At 41.5% G+C, this 26,179-nt stretch carries 17 protein-coding genes; 6 read left to right on the forward strand and 11 right to left on the reverse strand.

Annotation, left to right across the window (positions count from 1 at the left end; translation table 11 throughout):
• Nucleotides 1-39 precede the first annotated feature (39 nt).
• From CGC64_RS02610 to aroQ, 5 genes are read right to left on the reverse strand one after another with little or no spacing between them, the layout of a single operon-like run.
• Nucleotides 40-1,266 (reverse strand): FtsX-like permease family protein, encoded by a 1,227-nt coding sequence (locus CGC64_RS02610; RefSeq protein WP_005681899.1) that lies wholly within the window; start codon nt 1,264-1,266, stop codon nt 40-42.
• A 17-nt stretch (nt 1,267-1,283) separates the two neighbouring features.
• A complete protein-coding gene (gene rbfA, locus CGC64_RS02615) occupies nt 1,284-1,616 on the reverse strand; it encodes a 30S ribosome-binding factor RbfA (protein WP_005675232.1) in 333 nt (110 codons plus the stop codon).
• 12 nt (nt 1,617-1,628) lie between these two features.
• The gene (locus CGC64_RS02620; protein ID WP_005675231.1) at nt 1,629-2,267 is read right to left on the reverse strand and encodes an O-methyltransferase; all 639 of its coding nucleotides are present in this window, start codon (nt 2,265-2,267) and stop codon (nt 1,629-1,631) included.
• Nucleotides 2,268-2,281: 14 nt separating this feature from the next.
• A complete protein-coding gene (gene pyk / locus CGC64_RS02625) occupies nt 2,282-3,739 on the reverse strand; it encodes a pyruvate kinase (RefSeq protein ID WP_005675228.1) in 1,458 nt (485 codons plus the stop codon).
• 28 nt (nt 3,740-3,767) lie between these two features.
• Nucleotides 3,768-4,190 carry a type II 3-dehydroquinate dehydratase gene (gene aroQ / locus CGC64_RS02630; RefSeq protein ID WP_005675227.1) on the reverse strand — a complete coding sequence of 141 codons (423 nt, stop codon included), beginning with the start codon at nt 4,188-4,190 and terminating at the stop codon, nt 3,768-3,770.
• A gap of 145 nt (nt 4,191-4,335) precedes the next feature.
• Between aroQ and xerD the strand changes: the two genes are divergently transcribed.
• The 6 genes from xerD (at nt 4,336) to CGC64_RS02660 (ending at nt 13,084) form a co-directional block, all read left to right on the forward strand.
• Nucleotides 4,336-5,286 carry a site-specific tyrosine recombinase XerD gene (gene xerD / locus CGC64_RS02635; RefSeq protein ID WP_005675226.1) on the forward strand — a complete coding sequence of 317 codons (951 nt, stop codon included), beginning with the start codon at nt 4,336-4,338 and terminating at the stop codon, nt 5,284-5,286.
• Between the two features lie 146 nt (nt 5,287-5,432).
• Nucleotides 5,433-7,127: a tetratricopeptide repeat protein gene (locus CGC64_RS02640; RefSeq protein WP_005675225.1), complete on the forward strand. Its 1,695-nt coding sequence runs from the start codon at nt 5,433-5,435 to the stop codon at nt 7,125-7,127.
• A 162-nt stretch (nt 7,128-7,289) separates the two neighbouring features.
• Nucleotides 7,290-8,918 (forward strand): tetratricopeptide repeat protein, encoded by a 1,629-nt coding sequence (locus CGC64_RS02645; RefSeq protein ID WP_005681904.1) that lies wholly within the window; start codon nt 7,290-7,292, stop codon nt 8,916-8,918.
• A 197-nt stretch (nt 8,919-9,115) separates the two neighbouring features.
• Nucleotides 9,116-10,324: a 6-bladed beta-propeller gene (locus tag CGC64_RS02650; RefSeq protein WP_005675223.1), complete on the forward strand. Its 1,209-nt coding sequence runs from the start codon at nt 9,116-9,118 to the stop codon at nt 10,322-10,324.
• A gap of 138 nt (nt 10,325-10,462) precedes the next feature.
• A complete protein-coding gene (locus CGC64_RS02655) occupies nt 10,463-11,539 on the forward strand; it encodes a TlpA disulfide reductase family protein (RefSeq protein ID WP_005681906.1) in 1,077 nt (358 codons plus the stop codon).
• Nucleotides 11,540-11,545: 6 nt separating this feature from the next.
• Nucleotides 11,546-13,084 (forward strand): YifB family Mg chelatase-like AAA ATPase, encoded by a 1,539-nt coding sequence (locus CGC64_RS02660; protein ID WP_032854926.1) that lies wholly within the window; start codon nt 11,546-11,548, stop codon nt 13,082-13,084.
• A 654-nt stretch (nt 13,085-13,738) separates the two neighbouring features.
• Here CGC64_RS02660 and CGC64_RS02665 read toward each other — a convergent pair.
• From CGC64_RS02665 to CGC64_RS02690, 6 genes are read right to left on the reverse strand one after another with little or no spacing between them, the layout of a single operon-like run.
• On the reverse strand, nt 13,739-15,778 hold the full coding sequence (locus CGC64_RS02665) for a hypothetical protein (RefSeq protein ID WP_005675216.1): 2,040 nt from the start codon (nt 15,776-15,778) through the stop codon (nt 13,739-13,741).
• Between the two features lie 45 nt (nt 15,779-15,823).
• Nucleotides 15,824-17,803 (reverse strand): glycoside hydrolase family 127 protein, encoded by a 1,980-nt coding sequence (locus tag CGC64_RS02670; protein WP_005675215.1) that lies wholly within the window; start codon nt 17,801-17,803, stop codon nt 15,824-15,826.
• Nucleotides 17,803-22,437: a glycosyl hydrolase gene (locus CGC64_RS02675; RefSeq protein ID WP_005675214.1), complete on the reverse strand. Its 4,635-nt coding sequence runs from the start codon at nt 22,435-22,437 to the stop codon at nt 17,803-17,805. Before CGC64_RS02675 ends, CGC64_RS02670 begins: the two co-directional genes overlap by 1 nt.
• A 14-nt stretch (nt 22,438-22,451) precedes the next feature.
• Nucleotides 22,452-23,660: a glycoside hydrolase family 88 protein gene (locus CGC64_RS02680; protein ID WP_005675213.1), complete on the reverse strand. Its 1,209-nt coding sequence runs from the start codon at nt 23,658-23,660 to the stop codon at nt 22,452-22,454.
• 17 nt (nt 23,661-23,677) lie between these two features.
• Nucleotides 23,678-25,108, reverse strand: a complete 1,431-nt coding sequence (locus CGC64_RS02685) for a sulfatase (RefSeq protein ID WP_005675212.1) — start codon at nt 25,106-25,108, stop codon at nt 23,678-23,680.
• Nucleotides 25,109-25,137: 29 nt separating this feature from the next.
• Nucleotides 25,138-26,112, reverse strand: a complete 975-nt coding sequence (locus CGC64_RS02690; protein WP_005675211.1) for a metallophosphoesterase — start codon at nt 26,110-26,112, stop codon at nt 25,138-25,140.
• Nucleotides 26,113-26,179: the final 67 nt, after the last annotated feature.

Genomic DNA, 26,179 nt, shown 5'->3' on the forward strand with positions numbered 1-26,179 from the left:
AATATAGGAAAGTTTCCACAAGAGGAGTTCCGCATCCGACTATAAAAGTCTTTTACTCAAATAGCGTACCGGATACCACACAGAAAGGAATCCGACAGTCAGAACGGTTATGAAGACAAGCACAACATCCCACGCATGAACACTGACAGGGTAGGCGTCCACGATAAAAGTACCACCGCCTCCACCTAGCGAAATTACGCCAAATTTCTGCTGGACAAAACATAAAATTAATCCGAGAATAATACCGGAGATAGCACCAAAAAGAGAAATAAGACGTCCCTCAAATAAGAATATCCGGGAAATAAGTTTATCATTAGCCCCCAGACTGCGTAATGTTACAACATCATCTTTTTTATCCAGTATCAGCATAGAAAGAGAACCGATCACATTAAAACAGGCAATCATAAGGATAAAAGTCAAAAATAGATAGGAGATCAGTTTCTCAATTTCCATAATACGGAACACATCCGCCTGCTGCTGATAACGGTCCTGAACAACAAAATCATCTCCCAACATTTTTTCGATCTTAGATTGTACAGATGAGACGTTTGCACCGGATTTTAATTTCAGCTCTATCGCAGAAACCTCCGTGGTATAATCCAGCAGTTGTCGGATAAAATCAAGAGAGGTAAGAATATATTTACCATCATACAGCTGTTGATTCACGACAAACACCACTCCGGGAGAATAAAGATAGTCACGTTTAAAGGAAGCACCGGGATTTGCCATATTTACTTTGGCATTCCGTTTGGGAAGATAAACCTGAAGCGGATCGACAAATTCCAATCCTGTACCTAAAGTGGCCACGAGTTCCACTCCCATAATCCCGTAATTCACAATCGAATCATGCAAGAGAAACTCACCGGCTCCATAAAGTATACTGTCAATCTCGGTCAATTCCTCAAAGTTATCTTCTACACCCTTCAAAACAGCCATAGTCTGACGGTCTTTATACTGTACCATTGCATTCTCTTCGAGCGTTTCTGTAGATACAGCCACTTCGGGAAGCGCACAAACAGCGCGAATCCGTTCATCTTGCCCGTCAAAAACCTTCCCTTCACGAACCACAATTTTCAACTGCGGATCGAAAGCGGTGAAAAAGCTGGCCACCATATCCTGAAAGCCGTTAAAAACAGAGAGTGTACAGATCAACGCCAATGTAGCAAGGGCCACTCCGCACACAGAAATGCCGGATATGATATTAATAGCATTATGTTTCTTTTTCGAAAAAAGATAACGCCGGGCTATATAGAAGGGGAAATTCACCTCTGCAATGAATTATTTCATTTCAGCAATGAGTCAATCTTCTCGATATAATCCAACGAATCATCCACAAAGAACTTCAGTTCAGGGATAATACGTAGCTGATAACGAACACGAGTACCCAGTTCATAACGAATGGATTTCATATTATCATTGATATTCTTCACCATTTCTTCTGCTTTCTCAGAAGGAAAAACACTGAGATAAACACGGGCAATACTCATATCCGGACTAATGCGCACAGCACTAACCGATACCAACGTCCCATGCATCGCCTTTGTCTGCAACAGGAATATCTCACTCAGTTCTTTCTGCAACAAGCGGGATATCTTATTCTGTCTAGTTGTTTCCATAAATCTACTCCTTTACTTTTTTCTTATAATCGTTAACCCATCACGTAAGGGTAATATTACTTTCTCCACCCGTTCATCTTTGGCTACAAGATCATTAAAAGCCTTAATGCCGATTGTCTGGGCATCCGTATTACGGGGTTGTTCCAGCACATGACCATCCCACAGCGTATTGTCAGCTATCATGTATCCTCCTTCGGAAAGATGAGCCAACGTCATTTCGTAATACTCAATATATTTACGTTTATCACCGTCAATAAAAGCCAGATCAAACGTAACGCCCAAATCGGGAACAAGTTCCAAGGCATCACCTATATAGAAACGGATTTTATCTGCAAATGGCGATTTTTCAAGCCACGGACGGGTAAAGTCCTCTTGTTCATCATTTATTTCAAAGGTATGCAACATTCCGCCCTCCGACAAACCTTCTGCCAGACAAAGAGCGGAATATCCGCTATACGTCCCGATCTCCAGTATCTGCCGAGGCCGAATCATCTTCACAAACATCTTCAACATCCGCCCCTGCAAATGCCCGGAAGCCATACGGGGACGAAGCAATTTTACGTGCGTATCCCGATACAGCGCTTTCAAATAATCGCTTTCGGGATCAATATGTTGCAGAATATATTCGTCAATAGATTCAGTCTCTTGCATACAGCCTGTTCTTTTTACAGATAACGGTTATTATTAGGCAATACGGTATCTTCCGCATGCTTCAACGCATCCTCCACCACATTTATTTCGAGGAAGGAAGTTTGCGTACCTTCTTTACCACTACTCAAATAGCCTACCATATCCGTTGGCTGCAAACGTCCTTCTTTCAACAGGCGGCGCAGGGCTGCAAAATAGTATTCCTGCCCGTTTGCGAGTTCCGGCATATAGATCGCTTCCACACCATAAGAAAGAGCCAGATGCCGCATCGTCTTTTCCTTATAACAAATAGCCAATACCGGATACTTGCCACGGAAAGCAGCCAGATTGCGTGCTGTACGTCCGCTATAACTGTCGGTAATGATCGCACGTATCTTTAACTTAGATGTAGCTTTTACAGCCTGTTTGGCAAGGAAAGCCGTAACATCATTACTGTTTTCATCCAACGGGATACGAATATCATTTTCTTCCAGTTTATCTTTTTCAGCCTGAGCCGCAATCTTAGTCATTGTTTTCACCGCATCCACCGGATACTTACCATAAGCAGTTTCACCACTCAACATCAAAGCGTCCGTACGATAATAAATTGCATTGGCAATGTCAGTAACTTCCGCACGAGTAGGACGAGGATTGTTAATCATCGTATGCAACATTTGCGTAGCAACGATCACCGGCTTCTTTGCCAGGATACATTTACGAATCAGCACACGCTGGATTCCCGGAATGCGTTCCTGAGGGACCTCAATACCTAAATCACCACGGGCAACCATAACGCCGTCGGCTACTTCCAGTATCTCATCAATATTATCTACGCCTTCCTGATTTTCAATCTTGGCAATAATCTTAATGTCACTATTATGAGCATCCAGAATCGCACGAATATCAAGTACATCCTGACGATTGCGCACGAAAGAGTGAGCGATAAAATCAATATCCTTTTCGATAGCATAAAGGATATTGTTACGGTCTTTTTCCGTCAAGGAAGGAAGATTGATACGAACACCCGGAACATTCACGCTCTTACGGCTTCCCAAAGTAGCTTCGTTCTTCACTTCACAAAGCAAATAATCAGCGGTTTTATCAATGACTTCCAGTTCCAGATCACCATCGTCAATCAAAATCGTACCACCGATATTCAAATCGTGTACAAAATTGGGATATGAAACAGCAATACACTCACGGGTAGTTTCAAGTTCCGGATTACCTACAATCTTTACTTTCTCACCTATTTTATATGGAATCGGTTCTTCATTGGCAGTCGTACGGACTTCCGGTCCTTTCGTATCCATTAGAATCGCAATACGATTGGACACGGTACGTACATTTGCAATCAGAGCTTCAAAACCTTCACGGCTGGCGTGCGCAGTATTCATACGCACCACATTCATTCCAGCTTCAAAGAGCTGTTTTATAAAATCCACATCACAACGTCTATCCGAAATAGAAGCCACAATCTTAGTCTGTTTCAATAACATAGTCTTTCTACCTATTATATATTATACCTTATTTATTTTCTAACAATGCCTCCAGCGCCAACCTATATGAGTTCAGTCCAAAGCCGCAAATCACCCCTTTGCAGGCACAAGCAATCATCGACACATGCCGGAAAGACTCACGACTATGTACATTGGAGATATGCACCTCGATAACCGGAGACGTCACAGAGCGAATAGCATCCTGCAAAGCAATGGAAGTATGCGTATAAGCACCCGCATTCAGAATAATCCCGTCCACGTCAAATCCTACCTGCTGTATGCAGTCGATCATCTCTCCCTCAATATTCGATTGAAAATAGTCGATCTCCACGTCAGTGTATCTTTTGCGAAGTTCAGCCAAATAATCTTCAAATGTAACGCTTCCATATATGGAAGGTTCACGCTTACCCAACAGATTTATATTCGGGCCATTAATAATTTGTATCTTCATCGCGTAATCCTCTTTTTTTATACCTTTGTATCCAAAGAACAATATTTCAAGCCACAAAGATAGTGCAAACCGAATGTAGAAACAAATTTATTTGTATTCTGCTGAGGTGCAGCCTATCTTCGCGGAGCAAAGGTAGAAAAAAGAAATGGAAATCAACGAAAAAAAGAAGAAGAAGGAACAACAGGAACTGATAATCAGAAAGTATCAGCAGTATCTCAAACTGGAAAAGTCTTTATCTCCCAACACGCTGGAAGCCTATCTTACAGACCTGGACAAATTGATGAGTTTCCTGACCTTGGAGGGCATCAACGTTCTGGAAGTGTGCCTGTCTGATCTCCAACGTTTTACAGCCGGACTACATGATATTGGTATCCATCCCCGTTCGCAGGCCCGTATCCTGTCAGGGATCAAATCATTCTTCCGTTTCCTGCTTATGGCTGATTATTTGGAGGCTGATCCCAGCGAATTGCTGGAAGGGCCCAAAATAGGCTTCAAACTCCCTGAGGTGCTGACGGTGGAAGAAATCGATCGGATTATCTCTGCCGTCGACCGCAGTAAGGCCGAAGGGCAACGAAACAGGGCTATATTAGAAACCTTATATAGCTGCGGACTTCGCGTATCAGAACTTGTCAACCTCAAGCTGTCCGATCTTTATTTCGACGAGGGTTTCATCAAAGTGGAAGGAAAAGGCAGCAAACAACGACTTGTGCCCATTTCCCCCCGTGCCATTAACGAGATAAAACTCTACTTCACCGACCGTAACCGGATCGAAGTAAAAAAAGAATATGAAGATTTTGTATTTGTCAGCCAGCGGAGAGGCAAAGGACTTTCACGAATAATGATCTTCCACATGATTAAAGAATTAGCACAAACGGCAGGTATCATCAAAAATATCAGCCCGCACACTTTCCGCCACTCTTTTGCCACTCATTTACTGGAAGGCGGAGCCAATTTGCGGGCTATTCAATGCATGCTCGGACATGAGTCTATTGCTACAACCGAAATTTACACGCATATCGACCGTAATATGCTTCGCAGTGAGATCATTGAACATCATCCCCGAAATATCAAGTACCGGAAAGAAAAAGAGCGCTAATTTCATTAAATTATGATAAAATCAACCCCTTATCCTTATATTTATATTAAGAATTAATATCTTTGCGTTACTTTTTCTGTACTAGACAGAAAGGTGTATGTGAATACGACGATATTTCAATTACAAACATTTAATTTATACCTAAAATGACTAAGAAGTTGTACTTGCCTTTACTCATGGCAATGGTTGTTGCATTATTCTCTTCTTGCAGCAAAAAAATGGGTGAATTATCAGCTGATTACTTCACTGTTACTCCGCAGGTGCTGGAGGCAGTAGGTGGTAAAGTTCCTGCAACCATTAACGGCAAATTCCCGGAAAAGTATTTCAACAAGAAAGCAGTTGTAGAAGTAACTCCGGTTTTGAAATGGAATGGTGGCGAAGCTAAAGGCCAACCAGCGACTTTCCAAGGTGAAAAAGTAGAAGGTAACGACCAGACTATCTCTTACAAGATGGGCGGTAGCTACACAATGAAAACTTCCTTCGACTATGTTCCTGAAATGGCTAAGTCTGAACTGTACCTCGAATTTAAAGCTACTATCGGTAAGAAAGTGGTTACTATCCCTGCTGTGAAAGTAGCTGATGGTGTCATTTCTACTTCTGAATTAGTTAACAATACATTAGGTAACGCAAACCCGGCATTGGGCGAAGACGCTTTCCAACGTATCATCAAAGAAAAACATGACGCTAACATCATGTTCTTGATCCAACAAGCTAACATTCGTTCAAGCGAGTTGAAAACTGCTAAAGAATTCAATAAAGAAGTGGCTAACGTAAACGAAGCTGCTAACAAGAAGATCAGCAATATCGAAGTTTCTGCATACGCTTCTCCTGATGGTGGTGTAAGCTTGAATACTACACTGGCTGAAAATCGTGAAGGCAACACAACTAAGATGTTGAGCAAAGACCTGAAGAAAGCTAAAATCGACGCTCCGATCGATGCTAAATATACCGCACAGGACTGGGAAGGCTTCCAGGAACTGGTTTCTAAATCTAACATCCAGGATAAAGAGTTGATTCTCCGCGTATTGTCAATGTATCAAGATCCTGCACAAAGAGAACAAGAAATCAAAAACATTTCTTCAGTTTACAAAACTTTGGCTGACGAAATCCTTCCTCAGCTGCGTCGTTCTCGTTTGACTTTGAACTACGAAATCATCGGTAAGTCTGACGAAGAAATCGCTAAGCTGGCTTCTTCTAATCCTTCAGAACTGAATGTTGAAGAATTGCTGTATGCTGCTACACTGACTAACGATCCTGCTAAACAAGAAGCTATCTATACTCAGGCTACAAAACAATTCCCTAACGATTACCGTGCTTTCAACAACTTGGGTAAATTGGCTTATCAGGCTGGTAACGTTGACAAAGCAGAATCTTATTTCAAGAAAGCTGCCAGCGTTAACGCTTCTCCTGAAGTTAACATGAACTTAGGTTTGATCTCTTTGATCAAGGGTGACAAAGCTGCTGCTGAAACTTACTTCGGTAAAGCTGCCGGCACTAAAGAACTTGGCGAATCTATGGGTAACCTGTACATCGCTCAAGGTCAATATGAAAGAGCAGTTAACTCATTCGGTGACTCTAAGACTAACAGTGCTGCTCTGGCTCAGATCCTTGCTAAGGACTACAACAAGGCTAAAAACACATTGGCTAACGTAGAAAGACCGGATGCTTACACTGACTACCTGATGGCTGTTTTAGGTGCTAGAACTAACAATTCTTCTATGGTAACAAGCAGCTTGAAGAGCGCAGTTGCTAAAGATCCTTCATTAGCTAAGAAGGCAGCTACTGACCTGGAATTTGCAAAATACTTCACTAATGCAGATTTCATGAGCATCGCTAAATAATAAGAATTACCACTCTATTTTAAATAATGAGAATTGCCTGTCATATATATGACGGGCAATTCTTTTTTTTATCCGGAGAAAACGGTTAATTAATAAAATACCCTAAAGAAAGGTTCTTTATTGTCGGCAAAATAGTATATTCGTAATCATAGAATAGAATATATGAAAAAGCACAGTAGATACTATTACAGTTTATTAATCAGCTGCCTCATTATTATGAGCAGTTGCCAGCCCAAACCTTCATCACTACTGAAAGAAGCCATGAAAATGGAAAAAGTTTCAACAGACAGTATATTCTTCTATTTGCAACAAATAGCACACCCCCGCCAATTATCCCTATCCGAACAAGGAGACTATTATTTGCTCTCTTATAAAGCAACGCTATGGAAAACCGGCCTCCCCGGTGACTCACTGCTCCGAAATGCTCTCACGTGCTACAAACAAAGCAACCTACAAGCCAAATGGCTGCAAGCACACATAGAGCAAAGCGCTTCCTACCTATATAAGAATCTACCCGATTCCACATTATTATCAACCGGAAAGTTGCTGAAAGAGTACCAACTGAACGATACATTAAAGACACGCATATACGGACTAAGGAGAGCGGCATATTACAGAAAACAAGACTACAATCAAGCCCTTGCAATGGCGGATAGCAGCAAACAGCTAACCCGTAAAAGCAAAGATACGCTTGCCTACTTCACTGCAAACCAACTATACCTTCAAATTATAGAAGCAATGCAGCAACATGAAAAATATACCCAAGGGTACAAAAAGTTGATAGAAGAACTTAGAGACTCTCCCAACCACCAGTCCCTCATTTATTATGCATTCGAAAATCTGCTGAATACCAGTTTGGAAAGAAAAGATTACCGGCAAGCGCTGAAGTATCTCCAACTGTTATCCAATGAACGTCGCAGCCGATACGAAATTCCCCATTACCTATTGCTCCGTGGGAGGACATACGCAGCCCTGAACCAGACAGATTCCGCCAAATATTACTATCAGCAAGCTGCAACCTCCACTTCAGAATTTATTGCCATGGAAGCAAATGCTCTTTTATTCAATCTGATAAATCAAGAAGATTATCCAGAACAAGCGTTTTACAGCAAACAAAAGGAAAATACAATAAAAAATAATATACTTGGCAACATCAATTCAGAAATACAAAGAAGAGAATTCAACGAGCTCAAATTGCAAAACGAGCTATACCAGCTTCATTTTCAGCAACAGAAGCACGAACTATGGATGCTCGGAATCATCACAGCTTTACTAAGCGTAGGGTTCATCGCATTCTTCTTTTATCAAAGAGAGAAAAAAGAGCGGTTGCAGCAAGAGAATCTATTATTGCACAAGGAAGCGGAACTAAGCGGATTGCGGGAAAAAGAAATCCGACAGAGAAACAAAGAAGCGGAGTTGCGGGAAGCTCTTTTCAGAAGAATATCGTTCTTTCATAAACTACCTTCCCTCCACACCGATGACAAGCAGGATGAATCTGCCGCTAACAGCAAAATAGTGGTAACAAACACAGAGTGGGCGGAAGTCATTTCAGTCGTAAATGATGCCTTCGACAATTTTGTAGTTCGCTTACAACAAGCCTATCCTTCTTTGGGAGAAAAAGAAATCGGCTTCTGCTGCCTCGTCAAAATCAATGTCAATATACAGGATTTATCAGACATCTACTGTATCAGCAAAGCAGCTATCACCAAACGAAAATATCGAATCAAAACCGACAAGCTGGGAATCACTGATGAAAACATAAGCCTTGACAGTTTTCTCAAAGCATTTTAGTAATTAGTCCAACCTCATTTATATTTTGTCCGCCTTACAAAATAACGCAATAGCGTATATTCTACTAATAATCAGATATATAAGCGACAACCAAGAGAGCATTCTTGTCCGCCTGTTTTTTTGTTTTTCTATTTGTTTCAGCCTACTTTTGTCCCGAAGCCAATTAGAAAAACAGTACTAACTAAATACATATCAGTATGAAAAACAGAAGTATTATTTTCAGTTTATGCGCTTGTTCTTTATTAGCAATTTTTGCTTTTACAGACAACAGCAAAGCAACGAAAGACCCACTGGCACTATCGCCTGTCGTAGCCAAGAGCGTCACAACACCTACGGGAACATTAATTTCCTGTAATTTAAAAAGCCTGAAAGATACGGTAGACATTCCCCTGAGCTATCTGACAGAAGAACTCCAAGTGGTACAGTTAGACAATCGGGATGAAGCACTGGTAGGAGGTTGGGTACGTACTACTGTCAGCGACAATTACATTCTGGTTAGTAATAACAAACAGACTCCCTATAAACTTTTCACCCGTGACGGCAAATATATCACCAACATTGGCGCCTATGGCCAGGGACCGAACGAATACGGAAATACGTACGCTGAACAGTTAGACGAGGCCCACAACCGTATCTATATCCTACCCTGGCAAAGTGACAAATTACTTGTATTCGATTTGAAAGGAAATCCACAAGCCCCCATCCCATTATGCCTGCGCGTTCCTAAAGGACAATTCAGAGTAGACACGGAGAAATCGGAAGTCACAGTGACGGTACTGCCATTTCAGGGTTGGCCGGCAGTAGTATGGACACAAGATTTTAACGGCAAACGCAAAAACTTCGTTGCTCCCGCACATCTGACCGTTCCACGAGACTTCAGTAATGAAGTATTTATGGGTAACAACACCTCCGATTATGATGTCATGCTAATGGTCATTATGCCTACCCCGCGAGTAGACAGCCTATACCACTACAACAATGCCAAAAACCGTCTGGAAGCCCGTTTCACTGTCGAATATGCCAATAAAGATAAAATTCCCTGGCATGGCTATTCCGAATATCCGCGCCATTTTATAGGCGACGTTTCTTTCCCGGTACAAATGTCTAAAAACACATGGGGAAGCACTAAGCCTGCCAAATATATTGTAGACAAAAAGACACTGCACGGCAACTATTTCCACTTGTACAATGACTTTTTAGGAACAAAGGAGATGCAGATATGGCCGTCTTTCGGCAACGGATATTACGTCTCTAACATGGAACCGTCACAACTAAAAGAAACACTAGAGAAAGAACTGGCAAGAAAAGATCTCCCCAGCACAGTACGAAAACGTACACAAGCGTTAGTGAAATCATTAAACGAAGACAATAACAACGTTGTTCTCTTTGCTAAAATGAAAAAATAAAAATCCTCCAAAAAGCAATAAAAAAGCTGCACCCCAAAAGTTTTTTGTCTAACTTTTGGGGTGCAATGCATTTTGAGACAGCCTCTTCTTTTTTTTTATCCGTAAAAACCGTACTTTCGCAGAAAAGAAATCAAAATGATGAAAAAGAGTAGCATTTTAATCCTCATAGCTATCTGCCTGTTCAGTTGCAGCAAGCCTTCCAAGGAAGCCAGTATCACCGGAGAAATCAAAGGATTGGGAACAGATACACTTTACCTGTACGGCATGGACGAATTGCGCGACCGGATAGACACGATCTTCACCAAGGACGACAAATTCGCCTATACCATCCCGGTAGACACCATTACTCCTGCTTTTCTGCTTATCAACAACCAAATAGAATATCCCATATATCTTGATAAAGGAAACAAAATCAAAATTAAAGGAGATATAAGCAATCCGGAATACCTTCATATCGAAGGGAATATATATAATCAGGAGTTTACTGCTTTCCAGGAAGATCTGCGAGGGCTGGGCACTCCCTCTGAAAAGGTATTGGAGCAGAAAGCGGAAGAGTTCATCCGGGGACATCATTCTTCATTCGTCAGCCTCTACCTATTGGATAAATACTTCGTCCAAAAAGACTCGCCCGACTTCAATAAAATAAAAAAACTCATCGAAGTAATGGCAGGAGTATTGCAAGACAAACTTTACATCGAACGTCTTAACGAAAGCATCTCCCAAGCGGAAAAGACAGAGATCGGTAAATATGCCCCATTTTTCAGTCTCCCTAATGTGAAAGGAGAAAAGATAAGCCGCACATCGGAAAACCTCAAAAAGAAAAACCTGCTAATCAATTTCTGGGCTTCATGGGGTGATAGTATTGCCAATCAAAACAGCAATGCCGAACTGCGGGAAATCTACAAAAAATACAAAAAGAATAAATATATAGCCATGTTGGGCATTTCTCTTGACTTGAACAAGGAGCAATGGAAAGACGCTATTAAACGTGACACGCTGGACTGGGAACAAGTGTGCGACTTCGATGGATTTAACTCCGAAGTTGCTAAACAATATACGATCCGGCAAATACCGGCCAACATACTCCTGTCAGCAGACGGAAAGATTCTGGCAAAGGACCTCAAAGGCGAAAAGCTGAAGAAGAAAATTGAAGAAGTAGTTTCCGCAGCAGAAGAAAAAGATAAGAAAGACAACAAAAAAAGAAATAACCAGTAACCAAACGTGTTAATTAAAGTTTTCGGAGCGGCTGTTCAAGGGATTGATGCAACACTCATCACAATCGAAGTAAACAGCTCGCGTGGCTGTATGTTTTATCTCGTCGGCCTTCCGGATTCAGCGGTCAAAGAAAGCCACCAACGTATCATCTCCGCACTGCAAGTCAACGGTTATAAAATGCCGACCACCAATATTGTAGTCAATATGGCGCCGGCAGATATCCGGAAAGAAGGTTCGGCCTACGACCTGCCTCTTGCTATCGGGTTGCTGGGCGCCAGTGAAACCATATCATCGGAGAAGTTTTCCCGCTACCTGTTAATGGGAGAATTGAGCTTGGACGGAAGCATACAACCGATCAAGGGAGCACTTCCCATTGCCATCAAAGCACGGGAAGACGGTTTTGAAGGATTAATCATTCCCCAACAAAATGCGCGGGAAGCCGCCGTAGTTAACCAGTTAAAAGTCTATGGAGTCAGCAATATCAGGGAAGTCATTGAGTTCTTCAATAATGAACGCGAATTAGAACCGACAGTTGTTAATACCCGAGAAGAGTTCTATGCCCATCAAAGTACTTTCGAGTTTGATTTTGCAGATGTGAAAGGGCAGGAAAACGTGAAAAGAGCACTGGAGGTAGCTGCTGCCGGCGGACACAATCTCATCATGATAGGTGCGCCGGGAAGCGGAAAATCAATGATGGCCAAACGCCTTCCTTCCATTCTCCCTCCCCTCTCGTTGGGTGAAAGCCTCGAAACGACCAAGATACACTCCGTAGCAGGAAAATTAAACCGCAATTCCTCCCTAATCACTCAACGCCCTTTCCGTGACCCGCACCATACGATTTCGCAAGTAGCAATGGTAGGCGGGGGCAGTTTTCCCCAGCCGGGGGAAATAAGTCTGGCGCATAACGGAATTTTATTCCTAGATGAACTGCCGGAGTTTAATAGAAACGTACTTGAGGTACTGCGGCAACCATTGGAAGACAGGAGAATCACAATCTCCCGAATAAAAAGCAGCATCGATTACCCGGCCAGTTTTACACTGGTAGCTTCGATGAATCCTTGCCCTTGCGGATATTATAATCATCCGACGAAGGCTTGTGTATGCAGTCCCGGGCAAGTACAGAAATATTTGAATAAAATTTCCGGCCCGCTGCTCGACAGGATTGACATTCAAATAGAAATCATTCCCGTACCATTCGATAAGATATCTGACCAAAGAAGGGGAGAATCCAGTGAAACGATCCGCGAACGAGTTATCAAAGCACGACAAATACAAGAAAAGCGCTACGCCGAATATCCCGGTATCTATTGCAATGCACAGATGAACAGCAAATTACTGTCACTATTTGCCCGGCCGGATGACAAAGGGCTTACCTTATTAAAGAATGCAATGGATCGGCTCAATTTATCCGCCCGCGCCTATGACAGGATATTGAAAGTATCACGCACCATTGCCGATCTAGAAGGAAGTGAGCAAATTCTTTCCGGACATTTAGCGGAAGCGATCAGTTATAGAAATCTGGATAGGGAGAACTGGGCCGGATAACAGGACAAGAAAAACAAGTGTTTGTATAATTAGGTTACCAGACCCATTGTATGCTATAATTACCCGAATTCAAGAAGATTCCATGCACGAAAATCAATATGACTAAAATAATTTACAGTTCACTACATAAACGCCTATTCGGTTTATAATAAATTTCCGAATCGTTTATTATAAACGGTATCCAAGTTTATTATAAACTCTCAAATAGAAATTTAGAATCTTAGCATCCATTTATTACAACAAAAAAGGCTGCAATTCCTATAAAGATTGCAGCCTTTTGCCTATATTAATCATTCCTGTCTCTGTACAAGGGTAGGACAGTTAGCTATATTTGTTGTAATATCTCACTATTTTCATACTCGATTTTATATCTTTTTTCTCATTTATTCATTAATAACTCAAGTTTCACAAACACCCTGCATAGTTTGAGGTTGAGCAATAAGTCAGTAGTATCTAATATTCTCCTCCTTCAGGAAGGAGGAGTACCCGTAGGGGGAGGTGGTAGGTCTCCCCCCCCCTTTATATTCTCAGACTACAAATATACAACATTTAAAGCCGTTTGTCAAGTCCTTGTAGCATGCTTTCTGTTAATTACTGCATTTTCTCTTTTTCAAGAGAGCCACAGACCTGTATTCACTTTCTTCAATAGTTTACCTAATCAAGCAAGAACCTTTCCGCACGTCCCGGAGTCAACAACTCCCATAAAGAAGCAACCGTCCATCCCGGTGCAAAGATATCATTATAGTACCCTTTTCCGTTCTTACCATAATCCCAATTAGTGTGCTGAACGACTTCCGGATAGAAGCCGGATTTTGCAATGCCGCATAAATGCCCTTCATAAGGTAGCAACTGACGCATAGATGTAGATATCACCTCCGCAAAATCGGCCATACGAGGTTCAGCATATTCCTTTGACAACCATTGAAGTACAGATGCAAACTCAAAAACAAAAACATCAATATGGTTATTCTCCACAGAAACATTTCCCCAACCACGAGTTTTAAGACCTATATCACCCAGCATCTGTCCCGGTGCGAAAGGAACGTCCCACAAATAATACCAGGATAAAGCAAAATAAGCCGCTTTTTTTGTCAAATCGGCATAATGCCTATGTTCTTCTCCCTTTGTTATCAATGAAAGATAGTAAGTAGCGGTAGCAGCATAGAGAGAAGCCTCTTTATCCTCGCAGTTCGCATCCAATGTAGATGAGAAATAATCAGCTTTCGAAATCAGCTCTTTCTCTAAATAGTCTGCCGTCCGTTTGGAACTGGCCAAATAACGCTTATCTTTAAAATATTTATATCCCATAACTAGTGGCAACGTAGCAGATGGGGTACTTCCCCCACTCGGATCGACAATAGTTAAATCATCACGAAACTTACGGGGGAAACTACCATCAACATTCTGTAACTGTAAGAACATATCCAATATTCTTTTCAACTTTTGCTCCCACTCAGGATGACGGCGTCCGTTCTCTTTTTCATAAGCTAAGAAATGGAACATGGCATAGACGCCTTCCGACTGACGCCGGATACTATGGATCGGTTCCTCATATCCCTTGTCAAAATTCACGGATTCCTTGAAAAATCCCGCTTGTGTGAAACCATTCTTCAAATAACTATCAAATATCTTTGTACTGTTCACTTTCAGTTCTTCCCGGTTCGATTGCCAACCGTATTCCCATGCATTAAATGCATTAAGAAGTACACGACCGATAAAACCAACCTCAGCCTGACCGTTTCTTTCACAATCACTTACCTTCAGATGTATTCCGGAATTATAAACCAGCGGTTGATTATCGACCAAACTATTTACAAAAAAGCAACTAAGCACTTGCTTCATATCCGCTATAGAATATGAATTCTCCACAGGTTTTGGTGCATAGGTATCATAACAATGCTCCCATGTATGCTGTATAAAGTCTGAAAAATCATCCGCACCACTTTCCATTATTTCCCATGTCAACAATACCGACTCACCTTTCTTCATCAGTTGAAAAGCCTCCACCTCAGGTGCTAATGTTAATTTACGAATATAACTTTTAGGAGCCTCCCGATAGGGAAAACCAAAAGAAAGCATAGCTATTCCCTGTTGATTCTCAAATCCGGTAAATCCCAAGGAAGTCTTCCCTGAAAGAATGATCTCTCCTTCTTTATGTGTAGCTAAAGCATCCATAGAAAAATCATCCAAACGATTTACTGTCATAAATCGTTTTTCTTTTTCACTAAAAATCCCCGTAAGTGGTGCGCTCAACCTGTCTTCACGAACCAACCAACTATCCGACGTATGGAATGATGGAGCTTTTTTAGGAGAACGCAAATTACGGCGATACCAAAATCCCGGCATATAAAACTGACAGTTATCATGGCGATAGCCCGTACTCAACAATTGACGATAGTTGAAGTAAACATCCTGTGCAGCGGTAAGCTGTACAGTCAATCGCATACAACTATCCCGTTCTTCAACTTTATGAAAAACCGTTATCGGCAATTTATTATCCGAACGCCACTCATAATCAAAATAGCTATTCTCCAACTTATCCGGATGCAGTTTATAATTCACAGCATTATTACCCGGAACCTTTAAAGATAGTTCTACCTTCATATTCTCAGGAACATACTTCACTGCTCCCATACAGGCAGTACCAAACAAAATCGCTGTACAACCCACAAATGTCCTTAATATCGTTTTCATACCTCTTATCTATTGTTCTATTATACCTTCATTTCCATTCAGAATCTAATGAGTTATCGGCCAATATACCGCATAACGTTCAAAATGAACTTTATAAAAAGGTTCCAGCACTATATGCTCAAAACCTTTCAAGTTTATACCAAACTTCAATGGTTCTCCTGAAACAACCTCCACATGAGTTGGAATCCGTTCTACAGGTTCTCTGAATACCGGGACTTTTGCCATGTCCATCTTATTCATAGCCGTATTGTTCATCTTTCCCCAAAAAGTAGTAGGAAGATTTTCCTTTCCCATACGCCCGGCAAGCACGTAAGGCCCATATAATAATGCAACATAACGGTCGGTACCTGTTAAGTTCTCTGTATATATATGCATCGGAAGTCGTAGTGTAATCACATTCTTCCGCTCCCACACTCTGTCTATAATCCAATACCCATCACTGCCAAGCAGAGGCTGTTCTTCTTCTCCATTAATTATAAAAGTAGCCTTATCAGTCCAATCAGGTTTACGAATGCGCAGAATCAGTTTCTGCTTTTTCTTTAGATTCAATGTAAGGTCAACTTGTTCGGATTCCGGAATCCGGCTTTGCTGAATAAGCTCGACTCCTTCTTCTTTCCAAGAAAGAATGGAAGGAATAAACAGATTCACTCTTATATCCTTTTCTTGATGCCTATTCGTCACTTTATGGCTATAAATAAACTTACCCAGCTTCGCCGGACTTTCCAGCCCTGTATGTCCACAGCACCAGAAAGAGCTATCACGTGAAGCATAAATACGATAATGCCCCGGTCGCATGGAAGTAAAATAGCAGCACATACCCTTCACCGGGTCATAGGCTGACAAGATATGATTAAATAAAGTTCTTTCATAATATGCCGCCTTAGTCGCATCCGGTTGCTGCATGAACAGAGCTTCGGTCAAACGTAACATATTTACGGAATTACACGTTTCCGGTCCGCTGATATGGAGCATCCTATCAATGAACTCCTTTTTAGAGAAGAAATGTTCTCCGGTACTATTACCACCTATTACCCAAGTATGGTTTTGCTTCACAATATTCCAGAAATTAGTCGCCGCAAGAAGAAAGGCCCGATCACCGGTAAACATATAATATTTATGGAAACCCGTAAATTTCGGGATCTGTGTATTGGCGTGCCCCCCGAATAAAACATCCTTTCCTTCAGACAAAGGAACCCACATAGCCCGATCATTTAAACGGCGGGCCCAATCAAGGAAACGCTTTTGCCCCGTCAACTCATAAACCTCAACGTAAGACTCATTAATCGAACCATGTTCACAAATCAATAATTGCTGAATCTGTTCATCAGTCAACTTATCCAATACCTGAGAACCAAACCAATCGGCCAACCGTACTAATATCGGCAACGCTTCTTTCAAGTCACACTGTGTATAAGCAGCAGAAAGCCCGAGCAGCATCTTATTAATCAGATAAACAGGTGCCCAAGCACCATTGACCGTAGGATTATTCGTTTTTATCTTTCCTGAGGCTACTTCCCTGAATAGTTCCCTGCCTCCTTTCACACCTAACAGGAAGCCATCTTTACCGGCTTCCTGACATAGCTTCAATTCTTTCAGCACATATTTCAATCGTCTCAGCAACTCTCTATCGCCTGTAGATTGATACATCATCGATACGGAAGAAAGATAGAACCCAAGAAATCCACCCCGAAGCGGGCCTGCTCCCCATACGTCTTGCGACTCCCAGCCGGCATAAGGTCCGGCTTTCGATGACAATCCCGCTTCAATCCGATAAAAATGAAGCAAAGAGTCAGGATTCAGCCAAAGAAGATATTCTTTGCCTTTTTGTTGCAAATCAAGAAAAGGACCATCTGACAAACGTATTTCTTTCAATGGAAAATAACTTTCAAAAGACGTCCCCAGCGATGTCTCCCCTTTTCGTAACACAGACATAGCAGGATTCACCGAGCCAAAGATTAGCAATAAGCTCAATAGCATTCTTACAGATGTCTTGGCTACTATACGTTCGCACATTATCATATCCATTATTCAAATTCTATTTTCTTCGCAGGAATCAGCCGAACAGGACCTATTAACCCCGATTCTATCAATGGCGAGTCTTTCCGGTAATGTTTCCAAGTAGTGAATGCCACTCTTCCGCCTTCCGGTTTATTTACTCCATTTCTATACCAGTCCGGTAGCTTTCTGATAGCCCCACGGCTCAAAGCAGCAATTCCATTTACTCCCCCTCCGGGTACATACTCGTTCTCCTCCGGTAACTGTTCATCCCCAATCAAACGATTCGTCCATTGATTAGTCACCTTAATTTCCAATGTATTTTCACCCGGCTTCAGCACATCAGTGACATCAATTAAATACGGACGGGACCAAAAGATCCCTTTATTTACTCCATTGACAATCACCTCCGCCATCACCTCTACTGCACCCAAATCAAGGAAAACAACTCTATCCTCAGACATCATAGAAGGTTTCACAACAAAGTTAGTTTTATAAGTAGCTGTACCAGAAAAATATTTAACGCCCTCATCTTCGTGTCTATGCAAAGAGAACAATTTGGGCAAACTTATTTTTTCCGGTGCTCCCAGCCCTTTCGGGAAGCTAACCTCCCATTTCTGATTTATCATCACCGGACTTCCTGTTTTTTCAACCTTTACCTCTCTTTTTATACCGTCCGATGTAACAAATTCATAATTCCCATCACTCCATGCCAACAGAGAGCGGGTATCCGCATAAGGTATCCAGTCCAATATACGCTCATCAGTATTTCTTGTATATCCTTTGGCTACCAATTGAGAAATCTCCTTATCTGATAATACTTTAGAAAACAATACCGGAACAGACATATCCCCATTATAATAGGAAGCTCCTTCTTTTAAAGTAGTAAAATTCAATCCAGGATGAATTGTCTGCAAAGACTTCGTCTTATAAGCTATATGCTCTCCATTGATATAAATATGCGGAGCCCCTTCCCTATAAACCAGACAAATATGGCTCCAACCGGAAATAGGTTTTTCCACTCCCATTTTAAACTCAGGATATCCTTTCTCATTCTCCCATACCGCAACTCCATTTCTACCTACAGCCAGTCCACAAGTGGCATGTCCTGCGCCATATAACAGTTCACCGCCCGACGGATAGATTGCATAATATTCCGTCCAAGGGTACGGTATATATCCCATTGGATTATCTATATTCAACATGGCATCTGATTCCGGTTTCACCCACAATGAGATTGAGAAATTATCTCTTATGTCAGGGTATGCCGCCTGCTTCCATTCTTCGGTTGATATAGCAGAAGCATCTATCAGACACTTCCCATCTTTATGAATAGAACGAATAGCCTTCTGTTCAGGAAGGTCAGAACGAAAGACGACGAACACAGAACCATACGCTTCCAGTTGAACAGGCACCGATATGGTTTCTTCATTCGTTTGATATACCATAGCCCGTGTTCTTTCACCTGATACAGGATTCCAAAACTCAGGAATCTTTCCTTTCACACGAAAGTTACAAATCAGCTCTTTCGAAGTCCGTTGCTGGTTAGCAACAAAATAAACATCCGCCTCTCCTATCTGCCTATGGATATAACGTATTGGGGCACTAATTGAATCTGTGCTCACTTCAAAGTCAGGTCTTAACTGAATCTTCTCAAGTACTTGTTCCAAGTTCAAAGAGGTCTCCCAGAAAATCCTACCTTTCCCTACGCTACGATCCACCACTGTAGTTGCGGCCTTTCCCCATAGTTCGTCACAAAGTTCTTCAAACTCTTTTTCTTCAATAACTGAATAAGATTGCAACCCTACGGTCTGTTGCGGACGGGCACCGACAATTATCAATCCCTGTTCCACCATATTCCGCAGTTTCCTCAATAGACCCAACGTAATATGCGATTGTTCCTGTAAAACCAATACACGATAATTCATTCCGTCCGGAAGCCTTAAACGCCCGCGTTCTACCCAAGCTCTATTCAATAACGTTTCCGTATTCATCAAATCGTAATCATATCCTTCCGGTGGTACCGGATTCAAATCTCTTCTATGCACTTTCGTGTATCCTACAATATTATCACCTGTAAAGTATGCAAAATCAGCTACGAATAGTCCCTCTTGCAATAGAGTTTGACAACGGTTCAGATAATTTATCCAGGCACATCCCGGCTCCCACCAGGTATTAGTTCTGTCAAAATGTATTCCCCAAGGGCCTAAAGTCATAGCGGGAGCAGCATCCGGATGAGGTTGCATTGCATAACGATGAATCACCATCCGATTAATCCCCTCTGTAAACGCCTTATCACCAACAGCCTTCAAAGCAAATGGGTATTCCTGCCATCTTCCCGACTCAGGTTCAGAAGTATATGCTTCGGCACCCACCACTTTCTGACCGTTGATATGAGCTATCGAAGACGCCAATTTTGTAGTACGCCGCATCATCAAGTTGTTCTGGAAAATAGCAGATAACCCATTCCAAAACTCTCCCATAACTCCATCTACCCGTGAGCCTATTTGTAATTCTTCCATTGGTCCGCGGTCATAAGGTTCGCAATAGGATACCAGCCCATATTGATTACATAGATTCCGAAATTCACCATAATAATTATCTGCCAACAAGTCAGCCTGTACACGACGAATATCCCATAAGAAACGTTCTGTCATTTCTTTGCTTCCTACAATCTTACCTGTCATAGCCGGCAAATATTTAATCAAATCATATCCGGTCCTTTCACAAAACTCACCTTCAAATCCGGATGTCCAGTTTTGCATACCGACTTCCCAACTATCTATCTCCAGTCCTATCTGAATCTGGTGAACATAAGGTTTGATTAGTGGATACAATAAATCCATCATTTTATTAAAATGAAGCTGAATCGCCTGTTTGCTAAACTTATCGCATTCAAGCCCCACGCCTGTATCCGGAGCTGCACAGTTTTTTCTTCCGGTAGAAGTATGTCCCAAACGGATGACAGTCCAGTTTCCCAAAGGTGCCTCCCAATTCAGACGTCCCAAAGAATCAACCTGATTCGTCAAGTCAATAATATCTTCCAAGCGAATAACTTGTTCTTTGTCATACGTTTGTATACCGATCTTCCCTCTATGATTAAAAACACTGTTATTCAATAACTGCCAATCAGAAAAGCCCACAGGTTTACCATTCTTGAAAGAAGGGAAAGCTAACACAGCTATATCTCTATAATATCCTAATTCCGTTACCGGCCGGAGTAATAAAGTATCCACCCGTTTACCGCCTGCCACCTCAGTCTCACTCCAAGTCAATTTTTGCATTGAATACTCAGGAGTAATCCAAGGACCACCACTTGACGACCAACCCGGACAATTATGCATCACATAATCAATGCCTAAACGAGCTGCTTCTTTTATAGCATGTGCTTTTAATTCCGACCACTCCGGACTTAAGTAAGTAACAGGCCCCTTTGGAATTCCAGTTCCCCCTTCCAGATTGAAAACACCACCTATCCCAATACGATGCATCGCCTCCAGATCCTTTGTAATGCCTTCCTTTGTGATATTTCCATTCATCCAGAACCAATATGTATAAGGCCGGGCAGTCGAAGACAATTGGGTAAAGTCTTTTTCCAGCTCACTCATCGGCTTAACTTTTACAGGATGAGCAGTGCCTGAAGGCAAAGGAAGTTTCTCGCTTACCGGAAGCGGCTTCCCAAAACATGGAACGCCAGATGCATCAAAAGTAAACTTCTGAAGACGAATATCCCGTTTCCAACCAGGTTTTCTCTCTTTTTTCGTATGGTAATAAATATAATGTTCCCTGTCATCAGGAGAAGTTGTAAAACTGGCATGCCCTACCCCAAATACTTGATCGGTACCTTCAAATACAGGTTTATCACTTTTAATCCAGCTTTTCGGATCTAACAAATCTGCGTCCGGGTCCTTCAGACGCAAATAAGAAAGTTTATATGTATCCAGCCATGATTGCCCGCAGGAATAAACAACAAACACATCTTTCCCGTGTTTTAAAATCTGCGGTCCCTCATTCAATGGCAACTCTCCTTGTTCATAATAGCGGTCCGGTGACGATATTTTTACTCTTCCGGAAGCCATTGTCCAAGGATTCTCCATTTTTGCGATATAAAGATGTTGCTGAGTTTTGTCAGTCGGTTCACTATTCTCCCAACCGGACCAGACAGCATACAATTGTCCCTTATGCTCCAACAAAGTCATATCAATCGCCCAGCGATTGTTTTTCCAGTCTCCCAAAACATCCCCCGTAAACAGCATTCCTTTGTCGATATACTCGCCCATTGCGTCTGATGTAACAGATTCCAACACGCCCGTCTTTTGGTGAATAAAAGGAGGACCGCTATATCCGCCCGCATAAAAAATATACCATTTACCTTTCCAGAAATGAAGTTCGGGTGCCCAAATACAAGTCGAATTCCATTGCCCTTTTTCCGGTGCCTTCCAAACACGTACAGGAGGATTTATCTTATGCAAATCACGAGAACGGGAAACTCCGATGCCACCCGGCACCCCGCAGCAATAATAATACCATCCTTCATGTTTTACAACCCACGGATCAGCACCCGAAGGCAGGATAGGATTTGTGTAATATCCGTCATATTCTTGCCCACTCACCATCACCGAACAGACAATCATCATTATCCAGAAAGATAATCTTTGTATCATTTAAAATGAAGTTTTTAATGAAGTTTTTCTTTTAAAATATCTCTTTTATAACGTACTAAAGCTTCAACATAATAATAATCAGCGTAAGTTAACGGTACATCAACCTCTGCCTTACCCGGATTATTACCTACTGAATGTTTCAGAATAAAATTACAATTTGTACCAGGCTCAGCCAAGTATTCCGGCGATGACAAAGTCTTCAACTGTGTTTCGGCAACAGAAAGACATTGTTTTGAGAAATCACCTTCAGTATACTGGCTAAGTTCGATGAAAGCCGAGGCCATTAATGCTCCCGCAGAAGCATCACGAAGTTCATTGGGAATACCAGGAGCATCAAAATCCCAATATGGAATTTTATCTTCAGGCAAACGAGGATGATTCATAATAAATCTAGCCACATTCGTAGCATGTTGCAGATATTTCTCTTGCCCGGTCTCACGATACATCATTGTATAGCCATATAATGCCCAGCCCTGGCCACGTGCCCAACATGATTCATGAGCATATCCCTGACAAGTGTTTTTCTTTTCAGGCTGTCCCGAGATCGTATCATAAGAAATCACATGGTATGAGCTATAATCCGGACGGAAATGATGCTTCATCGTCACATCTGCATGTGACTTGGCTATTTCCGCAAATTTCGGATTATCGGAATTCTTGGAAGCCCACATCAACATCTCTAAATTCATCATATTATCAATAATTACCGGATATTCCCACACTTTCTGATTCCAGTCCCATGAACGTATGCAACCGACTTGTGGACGAAAACGAGTACTCAATGATTCCGCTCCTTGCAACAATACCTGTTTATACTCATCATTGCTTGTCAGACGCAATCCATTACCAAAACTACAATACAACATAAATCCCACATCGTGATTATCTGTTGTGTATTTCTCATTTTCTATCCTTTTGGTATAATTTTCTGCATACATTTTCAAGGAATCATCTTGATTCACCTCATACAAATACCATAATACCCCAGGGAAAAAACCACTTGTCCACCATTTGGCCTTTGAAGTCATCAGTTTACCATCCTTACCAATAGTACGTGGCAATTTCTCCTCTTCATTCAATAAATTCTCAGCCATTAACTTTGATTGAACAGTCGCTATTTGCAAACTATTATTCACAAGAGTACTCATTTCGCTTTTGGGAGCTGAACAACTACAAACTGCCATCAGTCCCAAAAATGCAATAATAGATGAACCTACTTTCATTTATATATTCTTTAAAATTATTTTTCTAATTGAAGTTTTTTTATTCTTATCTGAGTTTCCAGTTCTTTTATCTCTTCACTTAATGAGACAGAACCCACTTTGTTTTCATTCTCTGCAACATCCGATTGGCGGTCAAACACCATCCGACCTACAACAGAATCACCTTTCAACCATATAGCACTGCTATATCGCTCCGAAACAATATTATACCCACCTTGCCATTGAACAAAAGCGTATTCTTTTATCCTCTTCTCACTATCCTGCAGAATAGGAACAAAGCTTTTTCCCTGTAATTGCCCCTCAGGAACCGGAACTTTACACAACTCACACAATGTGGGATAAATATCCACAAATTCTACAACTCCCCCAGCTTTTCCGCCTTTACAATGAGGCACACGGACAATCAATGGAGCACGGGTCGCATGATTCATCAGGTTATGTTTTCCCCAGAAACCATGTTCACCCAAATGCCAGCCATGATCTCCTAATATCACTACTATCGTACTCTCTGCCAATCCCAAGCGTTCAAGTTCATCAAGTACTAAACCGATCTGCGCATCTATGTAACTCACACATGCATAATAACCGTGTTTTGCCTCTCGCTGAAAAGCCTCATCCTTTGTTGTCGTAAATTTCCCATATCCACGAATCTCACCGGAGGAAGTAACCTGCTTCGGCAATGCTTTAGGTCGATAAGGATTCGATGCCAACTGAATCTTCTCCCTTTGATATAAATCCCAATATTTCTTAGGAGCATTGAACGGCAAATGTGGCTTCCAGAAGCCACATGCCAAGAAGAAAGGTACTTTCATCTCTTTCAATCTCCTTAAATCTGCAATCGTCTTCTGCGCTACTCTACCATCAATATAAGTTGTATCCGAGACATCAGCCGATTCACAGAACGGTCCTCGCAAAGTCTTAGGGTGGATATAACGGGAAGACTCTTCGTTCTGCCACAATTCCCACTTATTATATTCAGCCCAATCCTTACCGTAACCATCAGGATATACTCTCCACGGATATTCTGACCAACTACGGGCATGATCGGTTATATTATGGAAAACTTTTCCATTGGAAATAACATAATATCCGTTTTTCTTAAAACACTCCGGAAGCGAAAGTGCCTTGGGACAATCTTTCTCTGCATTAGCATCGAAAGCAGTAAAACGTTCCGGATAACAAGGATATACTCCTGTAAACAGACTCGCTCTGGAAGCCCCGCTCACAGGAATATTACAATATGCATTTTGAAAGACCGTAGCCTGCTCCGCCAATCTATCAATGTGAGGAGTCACAATATCCTCTATTCCATAACACCCCAATTCAGGCCGCATATCATCAGCAATGATAAATAAAACATTCATCTTATCTTTCTTCTGTCCATAAACATGGGCAGAAGAGACTAAAGTAATCACACCTACAAAATAAAATGATTGAATGCTGCTCATAGCTATATCCTTTGGAATGTAAAACCAGATTATTTAAAATTAACTCCCTCAAATGAGAATCTATTCTTAGCGTCAGTCTTATATTCTTTCAAATAAGGAGAATAAGTGTCCACTTTTACCTGTTTCTTTTTCACATCTATATCTACAATACGTAAAAAACCGGTTTGTCCTCTATTCGTTCCTTTCACTCCATCCTGAAAGTTAGCCAACATCTGATATACCTTATTACCTTGTTCGCCTATACTAACCAACGTCCCAACACCGCCATTCAAAACATGTCCACTAAAGACAAAGAGGATATTGGGATATTTGCTCACCAACTTATCCCACATTTGCTCACCATTATTCACCGCATTCTCACCGGTATCCTTTCCCAAACCATATTTCTGCGGCAACCAACGGTCTCCTTCTCCCATACGCGTATCGTCTGAGTACATATACGCATGCGTATTAATAATCACCTTATGATGCGGATGTTTCTTCACAACCTCTCCCGCCCAATCAAGTACATTATTACGAGGCCCGAATTCCAAACAAAGAATTAGCCATTTTATTCCGGCAGCTTTGAAAGTATACCATACATTATCCATTTTCCCTTCTTCAAACGCACCTCCGAAATTCTTCATCTTACTGTATTTTGCATAAGGAAAATAGTTATTAAACAATTGGGAATCTCTTTTATTCGAATTTTTTCCCAAATCGTGATTTCCCATAACAAAAGCATAAGGAACTTTATCATCCATCATATTCAAGGTAGAAGCTGCCACCGCCCACTCTTTATCAATATTGTGATCCGTCATATCCCCTTGCTGTAAAACAAAATCAATACTATCTGCATGTTCCACCGCCCACTGGGTCTGCGATCTCAGAATGTCCGGGTAAAGTCGTGAATAAGTTTGTATGTCCGGCAATAAAACCAATCTGACCTGTTTCTGTGTACTGCAACTTGACAATACCAGAATTGTAGTAGCCAATAAAGCTGCCAATCTCAAATGTTTTTTCATAATATTTCTATTTTTATTCAACTCAGTTGAAGGTATGTTGTACTATTGTTACTTAAATAGAACATAC

This window comes from Bacteroides caccae (assembly GCF_002222615.2).
Classification (GTDB): Bacteria; Bacteroidota; Bacteroidia; order Bacteroidales; family Bacteroidaceae; genus Bacteroides; species Bacteroides caccae.